Origin of the sequence: Streptomyces sp. NPDC047079, from assembly GCF_040643755.1 — a bacterium.
In the GTDB taxonomy this organism is placed as follows: Bacteria; Actinomycetota; Actinomycetes; order Streptomycetales; family Streptomycetaceae; genus Streptomyces.
Genome location: NZ_JBEYUZ010000034.1, coordinates 14812 through 29520 on the forward strand (window position 1 = coordinate 14812; position 14709 = coordinate 29520).

15 protein-coding genes are annotated in these 14709 nt (G+C 70.1%); 8 read left to right on the forward strand and 7 right to left on the reverse strand.

The window, feature by feature from the left end:
• Positions 1 to 107 precede the first annotated feature (107 nt).
• Together ABZ823_RS27905 and ABZ823_RS27910 are read right to left on the reverse strand one after the other, a co-directional pair.
• Positions 108 to 761, reverse strand: a complete 654-nt coding sequence (locus ABZ823_RS27905) for a hypothetical protein (RefSeq protein ID WP_361665619.1) — start codon at positions 759 to 761, stop codon at positions 108 to 110.
• Positions 758 to 1612: a sigma factor gene (locus tag ABZ823_RS27910; protein WP_361665620.1), complete on the reverse strand. Its 855-nt coding sequence runs from the start codon at positions 1610 to 1612 to the stop codon at positions 758 to 760. Before ABZ823_RS27910 ends, ABZ823_RS27905 begins: the two co-directional genes overlap by 4 nt.
• Positions 1613 to 2219: 607 nt before the next feature.
• Between ABZ823_RS27910 and ABZ823_RS27915 the strand changes: the two genes are divergently transcribed.
• The 7 genes from ABZ823_RS27915 (at position 2220) to pstB (ending at position 10724) form a co-directional block, all read left to right on the forward strand.
• Positions 2220 to 4499, forward strand: coding sequence for an RNA degradosome polyphosphate kinase (locus ABZ823_RS27915; RefSeq protein ID WP_361665621.1), 2280 nt, complete (start codon positions 2220 to 2222; stop codon positions 4497 to 4499).
• Entirely contained in the window at positions 4480 to 5610 is a 1131-nt protein-coding gene (locus ABZ823_RS27920; protein ID WP_361665622.1) for a CHAD domain-containing protein, read from the forward strand. The genes ABZ823_RS27915 and ABZ823_RS27920 overlap by 20 nt, the downstream gene beginning before the upstream one ends.
• Positions 5611 to 5774: 164 nt before the next feature.
• Complete coding sequence (locus ABZ823_RS27925; protein WP_361665623.1) at positions 5775 to 6191, forward strand: NUDIX hydrolase; 417 nt, start codon at positions 5775 to 5777, stop codon at positions 6189 to 6191.
• 387 nt (positions 6192 to 6578) lie between these two features.
• Positions 6579 to 7715 (forward strand): phosphate ABC transporter substrate-binding protein PstS, encoded by a 1137-nt coding sequence (gene pstS, locus ABZ823_RS27930; RefSeq protein WP_361665624.1) that lies wholly within the window; start codon positions 6579 to 6581, stop codon positions 7713 to 7715.
• Between the two features lie 100 nt (positions 7716 to 7815).
• Positions 7816 to 8823 (forward strand): phosphate ABC transporter permease subunit PstC, encoded by a 1008-nt coding sequence (gene pstC / locus ABZ823_RS27935; protein WP_361665625.1) that lies wholly within the window; start codon positions 7816 to 7818, stop codon positions 8821 to 8823.
• Positions 8820 to 9884, forward strand: coding sequence for a phosphate ABC transporter permease PstA (gene pstA, locus ABZ823_RS27940; protein WP_361665626.1), 1065 nt, complete (start codon positions 8820 to 8822; stop codon positions 9882 to 9884). The genes pstC and pstA overlap by 4 nt, the downstream gene beginning before the upstream one ends.
• 63 nt (positions 9885 to 9947) lie before the next feature.
• The gene (pstB, locus tag ABZ823_RS27945; protein ID WP_361665627.1) at positions 9948 to 10724 is read left to right on the forward strand and encodes a phosphate ABC transporter ATP-binding protein PstB; all 777 of its coding nucleotides are present in this window, start codon (positions 9948 to 9950) and stop codon (positions 10722 to 10724) included.
• Positions 10725 to 10825: 101 nt separating this feature from the next.
• Here the strand turns inward: pstB and ABZ823_RS27950 are convergent, their stop codons facing one another.
• From ABZ823_RS27950 to ABZ823_RS27960, 3 genes are all read right to left on the reverse strand, one after another.
• Positions 10826 to 11026, reverse strand: coding sequence for a DUF5988 family protein (locus ABZ823_RS27950; protein ID WP_361665628.1), 201 nt, complete (start codon positions 11024 to 11026; stop codon positions 10826 to 10828).
• 170 nt (positions 11027 to 11196) lie between these two features.
• The gene (locus ABZ823_RS27955; protein WP_361665629.1) at positions 11197 to 12195 is read right to left on the reverse strand and encodes an inorganic phosphate transporter; all 999 of its coding nucleotides are present in this window, start codon (positions 12193 to 12195) and stop codon (positions 11197 to 11199) included.
• A gap of 7 nt (positions 12196 to 12202) precedes the next feature.
• On the reverse strand, positions 12203 to 12823 hold the full coding sequence (locus ABZ823_RS27960) for a DUF47 family protein (protein ID WP_360984730.1): 621 nt from the start codon (positions 12821 to 12823) through the stop codon (positions 12203 to 12205).
• Positions 12824 to 13102: 279 nt separating this feature from the next.
• Between ABZ823_RS27960 and ABZ823_RS27965 the strand changes: the two genes are divergently transcribed.
• Positions 13103 to 13459 (forward strand): metal-sensitive transcriptional regulator, encoded by a 357-nt coding sequence (locus ABZ823_RS27965; protein WP_361665630.1) that lies wholly within the window; start codon positions 13103 to 13105, stop codon positions 13457 to 13459.
• A gap of 50 nt (positions 13460 to 13509) precedes the next feature.
• Here the strand turns inward: ABZ823_RS27965 and ABZ823_RS27970 are convergent, their stop codons facing one another.
• The gene (locus ABZ823_RS27970; RefSeq protein ID WP_361665631.1) at positions 13510 to 13689 is read right to left on the reverse strand and encodes a hypothetical protein; all 180 of its coding nucleotides are present in this window, start codon (positions 13687 to 13689) and stop codon (positions 13510 to 13512) included.
• A gap of 131 nt (positions 13690 to 13820) precedes the next feature.
• Positions 13821 to 14663: a hypothetical protein gene (locus ABZ823_RS27975; protein WP_361665632.1), complete on the reverse strand. Its 843-nt coding sequence runs from the start codon at positions 14661 to 14663 to the stop codon at positions 13821 to 13823.
• Positions 14664 to 14709 lie beyond the last annotated feature (46 nt).

Here is a 14709-nt window from a genome sequence, read left to right on the forward strand (position 1 = left end):
GCTGAGGGACTCTGGAGTGCTGAGGGACTCTGGAGTGCTGAGGGCCTTGAGGGAACTGAGGGTCTGAGGGGTCTGAGGGGGATCTGAAGGGGGTCTGAGGGGCTTGCTCAGTGATGGGGCCGGAGCGCCGGCCACCGGTGTCGCCGCAGTGGTTCCGGCAGCAGCCCCGCTCCCGTCGGCAGGGTGAGCGCGAGCATGGCCGCCCACCGCTGATGGGCCGCCGCCCAGCCGGGGGAGTCCGCCGCGACGAACAGGGCCCAGCGCTCGGGGAGCAGCAGCGCCAGCGCCGTCCCGACCGCCAGTGTCAGTGCCACGGCCGAGCCCGGCTGCGGCTCGTCGAACTGGACGGCGACGACCAGTGCGGTGACCGCCGCGAACGGCACCACGGACAGCGCATGCGCCACCGTACGCCGCCAGGGCTCCATGGCCAGGACGTCGAACTGCCCGTCCGTGCCGTGGCGCCGGGACCGCAGGACGGCGACGTTCACACACACGAGGACGGCGACGGACAGGAAGAGAAGGAGGGACTGGGAGTCTCGGTCGACGCTGTGCAGCACCGGATACTCGTCCATACCGTCCCCGGGGAACAGCAGCTTCCACAGCGCGGAACCGATGTACAGCAGGAAGAAGACGAACACCGGGATCTGCAGCATGAGTTCGCGCGCCTCGAAACGGGCGAGCGCGAGGACGGCGGCGGCCGGGTGGCGGCCGGCTCGCACGGGAGAGGTGACCGCGGGGGCCTTGTCGAGGACCGTGCTCATACGGACGCCACCTCCGCGGGCTCACCGTCGAGGACCAGCAAGTAGCTGTCCTCCAGGGTCGGTTCGAGAAGGTCGGCGCCCTTCGGCGGGTCGCCGACATTGCGGAACGTGCCCATACCCGTACGCCATCCGGCGCGGGCGCCCGGGTCGCGTTCCGTACTGCTCCACACCCGGCCCGCGGCCCGTGCGGTCAACTCGGCCGGGGTGCCCTCGAAGCGGACCCGGCCCCGGGCCATCACGATCACGCGGTGGCAGAGCATCGCCACGTCCTCGGTCTGGTGGGTGGACAGCAGCACCGTCCGGCCCTCGCCCGCCTCGGCGATCACCTCCCGGAAGCGCATGCGCTGTTCGGGGTCGAGACCGACGGTCGGTTCGTCGAGGAGCAGCAGGTCCGGGTTGCCGACGAGCGCCGCGGCCAGGGCGACGCGCTGGCGCATACCGCCGGACAACCGCTTGATGCGCCTGCCGCGCACATCCGAGAGATCGACGGCCTCGAGCACCCGCCGCACCTCGCGGTGGCGTCCGGCGTCGTGCCGGTGCCGCAGCCGCGCCAGTGTCTGGCGCAGCCGGCCCCTTGCGCCGTCGCCGCGCAGCGCGTCCACCAGCCGCCGGGCGCCGATGCGCCAGAGCCAGCCGGCCACGTCGCCCTCCTCGCGGTAGCGGGCGGTGCCGTGCCACACCGCCAGGAACGTCTCCTGCACGACGTCGTCCACGACTCCGGGGTCGGCGCAGCGGCCGCGCAGCCGTGCCGTGAGCCACGGCGCATACCGCCGGTACAGCTCCTCGAAGGCCCGACGGTCCCCGTCTGCCGCGGCACGCAGCAGCTCCCCGTCACTTCTCGTTTCCCTCACGCCCCTTCATCGGACGCGCCCCCGCGAACGGTTCACACGTCGGAAAAGAATTTCAGCGAGCCCCGGCCGGCCCCCGAGCAGCCTGCCCCTCACCGGGCAGCCGGTCCGTCGCCGCCCGCCGTCCCAGACCGTCGCCGCCCACCGTCCCCGGCCGCCCGCCGCCCGCTGTCCACCGTCCCCAGACCGTCGCCGCCCACCGTCCCAGGCCGCCCGCCATCCACCGTTCCCGAGGCGTCGCGCCCGTCCTCCCCGACCGTCCAGTTCCCGACCGTCCGCCGCCCCGGCCCGCCCGGCCCGCCCGTGCCGCGCCGCAACGGGAGGGGAAGATGGAGGGGACAGGACCGCGCATACGCCTCGTCCAGCCCCTCGTACGCCGCCACGCCCCCTGCAGACGTCCGCGAGCCTCCCCCCGCTATCCCGCACGTCATGTCGCCGTAACCATCGATTCAGACGGACTTGCGACGCTCAGCCAATGAACGCCGCCGTGCCTGAGCCCTCGCCGCCCCCGCGCAACGGGGCCGGTCCGGAGCGCGGGCGTCCGTCCGCCGGGCCGCCGCCCGCAGTCTCCGACGCGCCCGTCACCCGTTCGGCGCGAAAGAATGGGTTCATGAGCCAGCAAAACGCCCAGGCATCGGCCCACCCCTCCCCCGCCACCCCCCGTGAGGGGGAGCCCTCGGGTCGCGCGAACACGCACATCGAGCAGCCCTCCGTGGGTTCCCTCGCCGCGCACCGCCCGCACACGGTGGCCGCGACGGTCTCCGAACTCGAACCCGACATCGACGCCGACCTGGACACGTACGAGGAGAGCGAGGGTGCCCAGCTCCCGCAGGGCCGCTTCCTCGACCGGGAACGCAGCTGGCTGCAGTTCAACGAGCGCGTACTCGAGCTGGCCGAGGACCCGAACACGCCCCTCCTGGAACGCGCGAAGTTCCTGGCGATCTTCGCCAGCAACCTGGACGAGTTCTTCATGGTCCGGGTGGCGGGCCTGAAGCGCCGTATCGCCACCGGTGTCGCCACCCGGTCGGCATCCGGCCTCCAGCCCCGCGAGGTGCTGGAGATGATCTGGGCCCGCTCCCGCGAGCTCATGGCCCGGCACGCGGCCTGCTTCCACGAGGACGTCGCCCCCGCGCTCGCGGAGGAGGGCATCCACCTGGTCCGCTGGAACGAGCTGACGGACAAGGAGCAGGCGCGCCTGTTCACACTCTTCCGGCACCAGATCTTCCCGGTGCTCACCCCGCTGGCCGTCGACCCCGCGCACCCCTTCCCGTACATCTCGGGACTCTCGCTCAACCTCGCGGTCGTCGTGCGCAACCCGGTCTCCGGCCACCGCCACTTCGCGCGCGTCAAGGTGCCGCCGCTGCTCTCCCGCTTCCTCGAGGCCTCCCCGCAGCGCTATGTCCCCATCGAGGACGTCATCGCCGCGCATCTGGAGGAGCTGTTCCCGGGCATGGAGGTGCTGGAGCACCACGCCTTCCGGGTGACCCGCAACGAGGACCTGGAGGTCGAGGAGGACGACGCCGAGAACCTGCTCCAGGCCCTGGAGAAGGAGCTCATGCGGCGCCGTTTCGGGCCGCCGGTGCGCCTGGAGGTCGAGGAGTCCATCGACCGGTACGTGCTCGACCTGTTGATCCGCGAGCTGAAGATCTCCGAGGCCGAGGTGTATCCGCTGCCGGGTCCCCTGGACCTGACCGGCCTCTTCGGCATCGCCAACCTCGACCGGCCCGAGCTGAAGTACCCGAAGTTCGTCCCCGTCACCCCCCGTGACCTCGCCGAGGTGGAGTCGGCGTCCGCGCCCGACGTCTTCGCGGCGATGCGGGACCGGGACATCCTGCTGCACCACCCGTACGACAGCTTCTCCACCTCCGTGCAGGCGTTCCTCGAGCAGGCGGCCGCCGACCCGGACGTGCTCGCGATCAAGCAGACGCTGTACCGGACCTCGGAGACCTCGCCGATCGTCGACGCGCTCATCGACGCGGCCGAGTCCGGCAAGCAGGTCCTCGTCCTGGTCGAGATCAAGGCCCGCTTCGACGAACAGGCCAACATCAAGTGGGCCCGCAAGCTGGAGGAGGCGGGCTGCCACGTCGTCTACGGACTCGTCGGTCTGAAGACGCACTGCAAGCTGTCCCTGGTCGTACGGCAGGAAGGCGAAACGCTCCGCCGCTACAGCCATGTCGGTACGGGCAACTACCACCCCAAGACCGCACGCCTGTACGAGGACCTGGGGCTGCTCACCGCAGATCCACAGGTCGGCGCGGACCTGTCCGACCTCTTCAACAGGCTCTCGGGCTACTCACGCCGCGAGACCTACCGCCGGCTGCTGGTCGCCCCCAAGTCCCTGCGCGACGGTCTGATCACCCGGATCAACCAGGAGATCCAGCACCACCGGGCCGGTCGGCCCGCGTGCGTCCGCATCAAGGTCAACTCGATGGTGGACGAGGCGATCATCGACGCGCTCTACCGTGCGTCGCAGGCGGGCGTCCCGGTCGATGTGTGGGTGCGCGGTATCTGCGCGCTGCGCCCGGGCGTCGCCGGCCTGTCGGAGAACATACGGGTGCGGTCCATTCTCGGCCGCTTCCTCGAACACTCGCGCGTTTTCGTCTTCGGAAACGGCGGCGAGCCTGAGGTGTGGATCGGCAGCGCCGACATGATGCACCGCAACCTCGACCGTCGCATCGAAGCACTCGTCAGGGTCACCGACCCGGCGCACCGGGCGGCCCTCAGCCGGCTCATCGAGACCGGTATGTCCGACACCACGGCCTCCTGGCACCTGGGCCCGGACGGCGAATGGACCCGGCACGCGACCGACGTGGACGGCCACCCCCTGCGGAACATCCAGGAGATGCTCATAGACGCCCGGAGGCGCCGGCGTGGCACAGCAACACCTTGATCCCCCCACCGACCCCACGGCCGGGCCCTGCGGGGACGCCCTCGCGGGCTATCTGCGGGCCCAGGCGACGGAGTTCCTCCGCGCGCTGCGGCAGCACCGGGAGACGGGCGCCGGTGGAGGCCCCCCCGCTCACGGGGGTCCCGTCGCGCGAGCGAAGTCGAGAGTGGGGGAGGAGTCGAGGCCGGGGGAGAACGGCACGGACGACACCGGCGACGCGGCGCTTGCCCTGCGCCGCTCGGCCCGCCGTATCAGCGGTACGCTCCACACGTTCCGTCCCCTCCTGGACGCGGACTGGTCGGAGGCGATGCGTCCCGAACTCGCCTGGCTCTCGGGCACCCTGGCCCGCGAGCACGCGTACGCGGCCCGGCTCGAACGGCTGCTGCTCGCTGTGCACCGGCTGTCGGGTTCCTCGGTCTTCCCCGAGCAGCCGGGGGCCGTGGCGGAGTCCGGCACCGGCCCGCGCAGCCAGCCCGGCGTCCCGGAGCGCGGCAATCTGACCGTCGGCGCGGCGAAGGCGGGCGCCCTGCTGGAGCGCCAGCTGACGCTGGCCCGGACGCGGGCCCACTCCGCCGCCCTCCAGGCCCTCGGCTCCAGCCGGTTCCACGCGGTGGCGGACAGTGTCGCCGTCCTCGCCAGCGAGGTCCCGCTCACGCCCGCCGCGGCCACCGCCGACCTGCGCCCGATGGCCGCCGCCGCGGAGGAACGGCTGTGCGACGCGGTGGCCGCGCTGCCGCTGATCACCGCGGGCCATCCGTACAACGCGGAGGCCCTGATCCACGGCCTCTCCCCCGACCCGTCCTCGCACCCGCAGGACGGCCCCTGGCATCAGGTCCGGCTGCTGCTGCGCCTGCACCGCTACGCCCTGGAGGTGCTGCACGGGGAGAACGCGCCCGTCGACGTACGGCTGCTGGCGGCGGGCCAGGCCCTGAACCGGCACCGGGACGCCTCGGAGGCCGCCGCGGCCGCCGCGGCGGCGGCGCGCACCCCGCGTATCGCCCCGGCGACGGCGTACGCACTGGGCGTGCTGCACGCCGACCAGCGTCATGAGGTGGAGGCGGCCCGCTTCGCGTTCCAGCAGTCATGGCAGAGGCAGACGGTGGGTACTCCGTAGGCGCCCGGGCGACGGGCGTCCCGGACGCGCGGCGCCAGGCGGCGACAGACGCGACAGGGAGTCGTACGACGGCATGACAGGCACGGCACGGCATGGCGCGACGCACCGTGCCGTGCGGCACGACGGGACGCGTCGCACGGCAGACGAGAGGAGCCGGGGCACCGATGACCGACGACGACACCATCCGCGCGGCGGGCTGTGTCCTGTGGCGCCGCTCTCCCGTCGGCGGCGCCCTGGAGATCTGTCTGGTGCACCGGCCCAAGTACGACGACTGGTCCCACCCGAAGGGCAAGCTCAACCGGGGTGAGGACCCGCTCGCGGGTGCGCTGCGCGAGGTGGAGGAGGAGACGGGGTACGCCGCCGCGCCCGGCGCGCCCCTGCCCACCGCCCGCTACGAGGTGAGCGGCCGCCCCAAGGAAGTCCGTTACTGGGCGGCCGAGGCGGTGCAGGGCTCCTTCACGCCGAACCGCGAGGTCGACCGCATCCTTTGGCTTCCGCCCGCCGCGGCCCGGGCCCGCCTGTCCCAGCCGCGCGACAGGGAACTCGTCGATGCCTTCCTGGACGCGCTTAACCTGACATAACGGTCCAGGTCACCCGAAAAGGGGTGCCGGTCAGTCCATGGACTCCCGCGCCCGCCGGAGGTGCGGGGATCGCATGAGGAACGGGAGACAATCCGCCATTGGCCGAAAGCCGCAGGCCAAGGGACTCCAGGCCCGGGCCGGTCGCCGGAATGCCCCCGTGTCCGAGACGTAAGCGTTCCGTGACCTAACCACACCGACCGCAGGGGTTCACCTTCCGTTCACTCTCGACCATCGGCGGCTTCACCTGTTCTGCCTAATTTCGGCCGTACACGGTGCGAAGCGCGCATGAGGCGTGCAGGCGCACGTGGCAGTCACGACAAGCCCGGACGGGCTTACCACACTTCGCACGCCGCCACGGACGGCGGCTCCTGGAAGGAACTCCCGAAAGTGAAGCTTCAGCGCAAGAACCGGCTTCGCGCCCTTTCTCTCGGTGCTGTCGCCGTCTCCGGCGCCCTGGCCCTGACGGCGTGCGGCTCCGATGACACGGGTAAGAGCACCAACAGCGGCAGCTCGGCCTCGGCGTCCAGCACCTCCTCCATCAAGTGCGACAACGCCAAGGGCCAGCTTCAGGCCTCCGGCTCTTCCGCGCAGAAGAACGCGATCGACGCGTGGGTCAAGCAGTACACCCAGGCGTGCCACGACGTCCAGATCAACTACAACCCGACCGGTTCGGGCGCCGGCGTCACCGCCTTCCTCGGTGGCCAGACCGCGTTCGCCGGCTCGGACTCCGCTCTGAAGCCCGAGCAGACCGCCGAGTCCAAGAAGGTCTGCACCGGCGGCGGCCAGGCCATCGACCTGCCCATGGTCGGCGGCCCGATCGCGGTTGGTTACAACGTGCCGGGCGTGGACAGCCTGGTCCTCGACCCCGCCACGATCGCCAAGATCTTCAACGGCAAGATCACGATGTGGAACGACGCCGCGATCAGCAAGCTGAACCCGGGCGCCAAGCTGCCGGCCCTGAAGATCCAGGCGTTCCACCGCTCCGACGAGTCGGGCACCACGGACAACTTCACCAAGTACCTGATCGCCAGCGCCAAGAGCGACTGGCCCTACTCGGGCGGCAAGGCCTGGCAGGCCAAGGGCGGCCAGTCCGCGCAGGGCTCCGCCGGCCTCGCCCAGCAGGTCAAGCAGACCTCGGGTGCGATCTCGTACTTCGAGCTCTCCTACGCCGCCGACGGCATCAAGACGGTCGACCTGAAGACCGGCGCCTCCACCCCGGCCAAGGCCACCGTCGAGAACGCCACCAAGGCCATCGCGAGCGCCAAGGTCGCCGGCACCGGCAAGGACCTGGCCCTGAAGCTGAACTACCAGCCGACCGAGGCCGGCGCCTACCCGCTGACCCTGGTCACCTACGAGATCGCCTGCGACAAGGGCAACAAGGCCGACACCCTGGCGGCCGTGAAGTCCTTCCTCTCGTACACCGCGTCCGAGGACGGTCAGAACCAGCTGGCCGAGGCCAAGTACGCGCCGATCCCCGCCGAGATCATCTCCAAGGTTCGCGAGACCATCTCGAGCCTGAGCTGACCCGATGTGCGGCCCGCCCCCTCACGGGGCGGGCCGCACCGTCCGGTGCACCGCCGCCTGGAGCCGCCACCCACCACGGCTCCGCAGACCGGAGATCTTGATGGACACCACCACACAGAACACAGAAGCGCCTCCGCCCGCGCGCCAGCCCTCCGTGAGGGAACGTAAGCACGCGAGCCGTGGCGCCACCCGCCCCGGGGACCGGATTTTCCTTGGCCTGTCCCGCGGGTCCGGCATCTTCCTTTTGGTGATCATGGCCGCGATCGCGGTCTTCCTCACCTACCGGGCGAGCCTCGCGATCAGCAAGGACCAGGGCGACTTCCTGACCACCTTCGAGTGGAACACCAACCTGACCCCGCCGGTCTTCGGCATCGCGGTCCTGGCCTTCGGCACGGTCGTCTCCTCGATCATCGCCATGGCCATCGCGGTCCCGGTGGCGGTCGGCATCGCGCTGTTCCTCACGCACTACTCGCCGCGCAGGCTGGCCGGGCCCATCGCCTACGTGATCGACCTGCTCGCCGCCGTGCCCTCCATCGTCTACGGCCTGTGGGGCGCGCTCGTCCTCGTACCGCACATGGACGGCCTGTTCGGCTGGCTGGACGAGTACCTCGGCTGGACCGGCATCTTCTCCTGGCAGGGCGGCGCCCCGCGCTCCCTGCTCACCGTCGGCATCCTGCTCGCGATCATGATCCTGCCGATCATCACCAACGTGAGCCGCGAGGTCTTCCGGCAGGTCCCGCAGATGCACGAGGAGGCGGCCCTGGCCCTCGGCGCCACGCGCTGGGAGGTCATCCGCATGGCCGTGCTGCCGTTCGGCCGCTCCGGTGTGATCTCCGCGTCGATGCTCGGCCTCGGCCGTGCGCTCGGCGAGACGATGGCCGTCGCCACGGTCCTCTCCCCGACCTTCGACATCCAGACCAGCCTCCTGGACCCGGGCGGCGGCACCTTCGCCCAGAACATCGCCAGCAAGTTCGGCGAGGCCACCGACCAGGGCCGTGACGCCCTCATCGCCTCCGGTCTGGTCCTCTTCGTCATCACCCTGCTGGTCAACGGCGCGGCCCGCGTGATCATCGCCCGCCGCAAGGAGTACTCGGGGGCCAACGCATGAGCACCGCAGCCGTCAGCGACAAGCGTCGGAGCACCCTGCGCGGTGCGAGCCTGCCGAAGTGGTCGCCCTGGGCGATCGCCGCGGGCTCGGTCGCCGTGGGACTGGGCATCAGCCTGGCCGCCGGCCTCGACAGCAGCATCCAGTGGGCCCTGATCGCCGCGGTCCTGTTCGTCCTCGGCACCTACACCATCGCCGCACGCGTCGAGGGCCGCCGACAGGCCAAGGACCGGGTCGCGACCAGCCTCGTCTGGCTCTGCTTCCTACTTGCGGTCATTCCGCTGGCCTCCCTCATCTGGGAGACCCTCAAGCGCGGCGTGAAGGTCTTCGACCTCTACTTCCTCACCCACTCGATGGGCGTGGTGGCCGACACCGAGACCGGCGGCGGTATCTACCACGCGATCGTCGGCACCCTGGAGCAGGTCGGTCTCGCCACCGTCATCGCCGTGCCGGTCGGTGTGCTCACCGCCGTCTACCTCGTCGAGTACGGGCGCGGCCGGCTCGCCCGCGCCGTCACCTTCTTCGTCGACGTCATGACGGGTATCCCGTCGATCGTCGCCGGTCTGTTCGTCCTCAGCTTCTGGATCCTCATCCTCAAGATGGGCTACTCCGGCTTCGCCGGTTCCCTGGCCCTCGCGATCCTGATGATGCCCGTGGTGGTCCGCTCCACGGAGGAGATGCTCAAGCTCGTCCCGAACGAGCTGCGCGAGGCGTCCCTCGCGCTGGGTGTCCCCAAGTGGCGCACCATCCTCAAGGTGGTGCTGCCGACCTCGATCGGCGGTATCACGACGGGCGTGATGCTCGCCATCGCGCGCATCACCGGTGAGACCGCGCCGATCCTGCTGCTGGTGTGGGGTACCAACTTCATCAACAGCAACCCGTTCTCGGACCCGCAGGCCTCGCTGCCGCTGTACATCTACCAGCAGTACGCGAACAGCGCCGGCTCCGGCGCGGCCTACGACCGGGCCTGGGCGGCGGCACTCGCCCTCATCGCCTTCGTGATGATCCTCAACCTGCTGGCCCGCGGCATCGCCCGCTGGAAGGCCCCGAAGACCGGTCGCTAAGGCGACGATTTCCGGCTCCGCCGGTCGGGGCCCTCAGCGACTGATACTGGAAGTGAAGTAGTCATGGCCAAGCGAATCGACGTAAGCGGTCTTTCCGCCTACTACGGCTCCCACAAGGCGATCGAGGACATCTCGATGTCCATCGAGCCGCAATCGGTGACGGCGTTCATCGGTCCCTCCGGCTGCGGCAAGTCGACGTTCCTGCGCACGCTCAACCGCATGCACGAGGTGACGGCGGGCGGACGCGTCGAGGGCAAGGTGCTCCTCGACAACGAGGACCTGTACGGCGCCGGGGTCGACCCGGTCTCCGTCCGTCGCGAGGTGGGCATGGTCTTCCAGCGCCCGAACCCCTTCCCCACGATGTCGATCTTCGACAACGTGGCGGCGGGTCTGCGACTGAACGGCAGCTTCAAGAAGTCGGAACTGAACGACGTCGTGGAGAAGTCGCTCAGGGGCGCGAACCTCTGGAACGAGGTCAAGGACCGCCTGAACAAGCCGGGCTCCGGCCTGTCCGGCGGTCAGCAGCAGCGTCTGTGCATCGCCCGCGCGATCGCGGTGGAACCGAGGGTCCTGCTGATGGACGAGCCCTGCTCGGCCCTGGACCCGATCTCCACCCTCGCGATCGAGGACCTGATCGGCGAGCTGAAGGAGCGCTTCACGATCGTCATCGTGACGCACAACATGCAGCAGGCGGCGCGTGTCTCCGACCGCACGGCGTTCTTCAACCTGGCGGCCGTGGGCCAGCCGGGCAGGCTGATCGAGATCGACGAGACGGAGCGGATCTTCTCCAACCCGTCGGTCCAGGCGACGGAGGACTACATCTCGGGTCGCTTCGGCTGATCCGGAACCCGGTCCGAAGACCCCTCGCGGTGCTGCATGGCGGTGCCGCCGCGAGGTAGAAGCGGGCCCGCCCCTGGCTCCCGGGGGCGGGCCCGCTCGCCTTATTCGGCGACTTCCGTGCGTTCCCACCACTGGTAGACGGTGACCTGGCCCTCCTGGCTGCTCTCGTGTCGCGACGTCATCTTGTAGTGCTCGTATCCGCCGCGGTGCGGAATCTTCAGCTCTTTGCCGGGGGGAACGATCGGCACGAGCCTGCCTGCGAGATCGTCCGGCCCGCCTTCGAGAAGTGCCTTCGTAGTCATAGGTCCAGTGTTGCCGCGCCCCCGGGCGCCGCATCTCGAAAGCGGAACCCGGGACGGGGGCACAGACAAACCACCCCGTCTCGCGCCGGCCGCTTCGGTTGGGCCTCGCCGGGCGCGGGAGGGGGTGGAGAAAGGTTTCTGCGAGGCCCCGCAGGGCCTCGGCCCCATGGTTACAGGAACGCCAGGTTGATCAACCAGAAGGCGCACGCCGCGACGGCCGCCGCCGCCGGCATCGTTATGAACCAGCCCAGCACGATGTTCTTGGCGATGCCCCATCGCACGGCGTTCACCCGCTTCGTCGCGCCCACGCCCATGATCGCCGACGTTATGACGTGCGTCGTCGAGATCGGCGCCCTGAACAGATACGCCGTCGCGAACATGATCGAGGCGCCCGTGGTCTCCGCCGCGAAACCCTGCGGCGGGTCCAGTTCGATGATCTTGCGGCCGAGCGTGCGCATGATGCGCCACCCGCCCGCGTACGTCCCCAGCGACAGCATCGCCGCGGAGACGAGCTTCACCCACACCGGGATCGGGTCGCCGTAGTTCTCGACGTCGCCGATGACCAGCGCCATCACCACGACACCCATGGTCTTCTGCGCGTCCTGGAGGCCGTGGCCGAGCGCCATGCCGGCCGCCGAGACGGTCTGCGCTATGCGGAAGCCCCGCTTCGCCTTGTGCGGATTGGCCCGGCGGAAGATCCACATGATCGCCGTCATGACCAGGTAGCCGACGATCAGGCCCACCACCGGGGACAGGAACATGGGCGTGACGATCTTGTCCAGGACCCCGGACCAGTACACCCGCGTACCGCCCGCGAGAGCCGCGCCCACCAGCCCGCCGAAGAGGGCGTGCGACGAGGACGACGGCAGGCCGAAGTACCACGTGACCAGGTTCCAGACGATGGCGCCGAGCAGTGCCGCGAAGAGGACCCCCATCCCCTCGCCGCCGCTGGGCGTCTGGATCAGGCCCTCACTCACCGTCTTCGCCACCCCGCTGCCGAGGAAGGCACCGGCGAGGTTCATCACCGCCGCCATCGCCAGCGCGGCCCGGGGCGTCAGCGCACGCGTCGAGACGGAGGTGGCGATGGCGTTCGCCGAGTCGTGGAAGCCGTTGGTATACGCGAAGAACAGTGCGATCAGGATGGTCAGGATCAGAGCAAAGGTGTCCATGGACGCCTCAGGACTCCTTGACCGCGATGGTCTCCACGGTGTTGGCCACGTGTTCGAACGCGTCCGCCGCTTCCTCCAGCACATCCACGATCTGCTTGAGCTTCAGGACCTCGATCGCGTCGTACTTGCCGTTGAACAGGTGGGCGAGCAGTTTGCGGTGGATCTGGTCCGCCTGGTTCTCCAGGCGGTTCACCTCGATCCAGTACTCGGTGAGGTTCTCCAGCGTGCGCAGGTTCGGCATCGCCTCGGCCGTCAGCTCGGCCGCCCTGGCCAGCACCTCGATCTGCTGCTCGACGCCCTTCGGCAGTTCCTCGACGTTGTAGAGGACGACCAGGTCGACGGCCTCCTCCATGAAGTCCATGATGTCGTCGAGGGAGGACGCGAGGGAGTAGATGTCCTCACGGTCGAACGGTGTGATGAACGAGGAGTTCAGCTGGTGGAAGATCGCGTGCGTGGCGTCGTCACCGGCGTGTTCCGCTGCCCGCATACGCTCTGCGATCTCGGCCCGGGCGGAGGAGTCCGCCCCGAGCAGTTCCATGAGGAGTTTCGAGCCCGTGACGATGTTGTCCGCGGACGCGGCGAACATGTCATAGAAGCTCGTCTCCCTGGGGGTCAGACGAAAGCGCACGTGGGATCCTCAGATGCTTCGGTTTCGGTCAGGCTGATGCTAGGCGCATCATCCGGCCACGGCTAAGGGGCCGTCCTCCAGTGTCGCCCATCGGACTCTGTGATCAGCACGGGGGCGGTGCGGGCGTGGCCTAAGCGCTGGCCAAGGGCTCCATACCCAGCAAAATTCGTTACCATATACCCGCCAGGGGTATATGTCCGTGCCGGGAGTAAAGGATCCGCCACAGCGGGTCACCCTCCGGTTCCGGGATCCCCGGGCAGCTGTCGACAGGAGGACGCGATGACGACCACCGAGGCCGGCGCGGCGGTGCCCTCCGAGGGCGCCGGGGCCGTGGTGACCGACCACGACCGAGGCGTCCACGGCTATCACAAGCAGAAGGACGAGCACCTCAAGCGGCTGCGCCGCATCGAGGGCCAGATCCGGGGTCTGCAACGCATGGTCGACGAGGACGTGTACTGCATCGACATACTCACCCAGGTCTCCGCCTCGACGAAGGCCCTGCAGTCCTTCGCGCTCCAGCTCCTCGAGGAGCATCTGCGCCACTGTGTCGCGGACGCCGCGCTCAAGGGCGGCGCGGAGATCGACGCGAAGGTCGAGGAGGCCACGAAGGCGATCGGGCGGCTGCTGCGCACCTGACGCCGCGAGGGGACGGGCGGGGCGTCCGCCGCCGTGCGGCGGACGCCGGCTCACCTGCCGACCATGTCCCGTTCCTCGGCCACCTTCAGCACCTCGTCGATGCTCTCAAGACTGAGCCGGTCCTCGTGTGCGGCCGAGGCTGCGATGATCAGGTCACCGCACAGCTCGATCTCGGCGAGGGCCACGTGGTCCTGAACTGCCGTACCGCCGACCGGAGCCACGTGCGTCACCTCTTTCTGCCGTCACCGACTTCCTAGGGTAGGGAGCGATCCACGGGCCGCGCATGGCACGGACGGACCATTTCCGGCCCCTCAGCCGCGCCACTTCCGGCCTGCCCGCCCCCGGCGACGCCCGGCCCTCCTCACGGCTCCGCGATCTTCCCGGCGAAGATGTCCCGGGTCGCCGGAAGCCGTACGTCGACGGGAGCCCCGAAGCCGTACAGCAGCGTCGTCGACGCCACCGCGACCGTCGTCTTCTGCCGGCCGTTGACGAAACTGAACCGGTGGCGGACCTTCCGCAGGCGCCCCTGGTCGTCGAGATAGGCGTCGAACGGCACCTCGACCGTGGCGAACCCTTTCGCCGCCGCCCGGAACGGCTCCTTGTCCGCGGCCGGAGCGCTCCGCGCCGCGAGCCCGATGTCGGCCACCCCTCGGTAGTGCCGCACGGGCGTGCCCGCGACCTCGGCCCTTCCGACGTAGCTCGCGCTACGGGCCCCGTGCAGCAACTGGGCCGCCGCGTACGGGTCGGTGGCGCCGCCGGTGACGAGATTGCCGTCGGAGAGCGTGGCCGTGTCGACCCGCACCCACTTGTCGGCGGGCACCCCCGCGCCGCGGTTCTTCATGAACAGGGCACCCGGCGCGAGCAGTTCGGTGATGGGGCGGTGCTCCTCCGTACCCGCGGGATCCCGCGGCAGCAGGACCGTCAGCCGGCCGAGCCTGGCGCGGAAGTCGTAGACGCCCTCGCCGCGGATGGTCACCCGGGTCCCGCCGGTGGCCATCTCCATCGACGTCCGCGCCCTGGAGCTGCCCGCCCGCACCAGGGCCGCGGCCGCCCCGTGCAACGCCTGGACGGCGTCCGTGCCGGAGGGGTCGTCCTCGGCGGCGGCCCCTCCGCCCACGCATCCGGTGACCGAGGTGCCGCAGACCAGCAGTCCCAGCGTCGCCACGACCGCCGCACCGACCCGACCGTGCTGCCGCACCACCATCGTCCGCCTACCCCCAGCCGGTCCGTCCCGGTGTCCCTCCTGTCGT

Coding starts and splice junctions, on each gene's coding strand:
- ABZ823_RS27955 (WP_361665629.1), bottom strand. CDS start 12,195: ATGGACACCTTTGCTCTGATCCTGACCATCCTGATCGCACTGTTCTTC.
- ABZ823_RS27925 (WP_361665623.1), top strand. CDS start 5,775: ATGACCGACGACGACACCATCCGCGCGGCGGGCTGTGTCCTGTGGCGC.
- pstA (WP_361665626.1), top strand. CDS start 8,820: ATGAGCACCGCAGCCGTCAGCGACAAGCGTCGGAGCACCCTGCGCGGT.
- pstC (WP_361665625.1), top strand. CDS start 7,816: ATGGACACCACCACACAGAACACAGAAGCGCCTCCGCCCGCGCGCCAG.
- ABZ823_RS27975 (WP_361665632.1), bottom strand. CDS start 14,663: ATGGTGGTGCGGCAGCACGGTCGGGTCGGTGCGGCGGTCGTGGCGACG.
- ABZ823_RS27950 (WP_361665628.1), bottom strand. CDS start 11,026: ATGACTACGAAGGCACTTCTCGAAGGCGGGCCGGACGATCTCGCAGGC.
- ABZ823_RS27965 (WP_361665630.1), top strand. CDS start 13,103: ATGACGACCACCGAGGCCGGCGCGGCGGTGCCCTCCGAGGGCGCCGGG.
- ABZ823_RS27905 (WP_361665619.1), bottom strand. CDS start 761: ATGAGCACGGTCCTCGACAAGGCCCCCGCGGTCACCTCTCCCGTGCGA.
- pstB (WP_361665627.1), top strand. CDS start 9,948: ATGGCCAAGCGAATCGACGTAAGCGGTCTTTCCGCCTACTACGGCTCC.
- ABZ823_RS27915 (WP_361665621.1), top strand. CDS start 2,220: ATGAGCCAGCAAAACGCCCAGGCATCGGCCCACCCCTCCCCCGCCACC.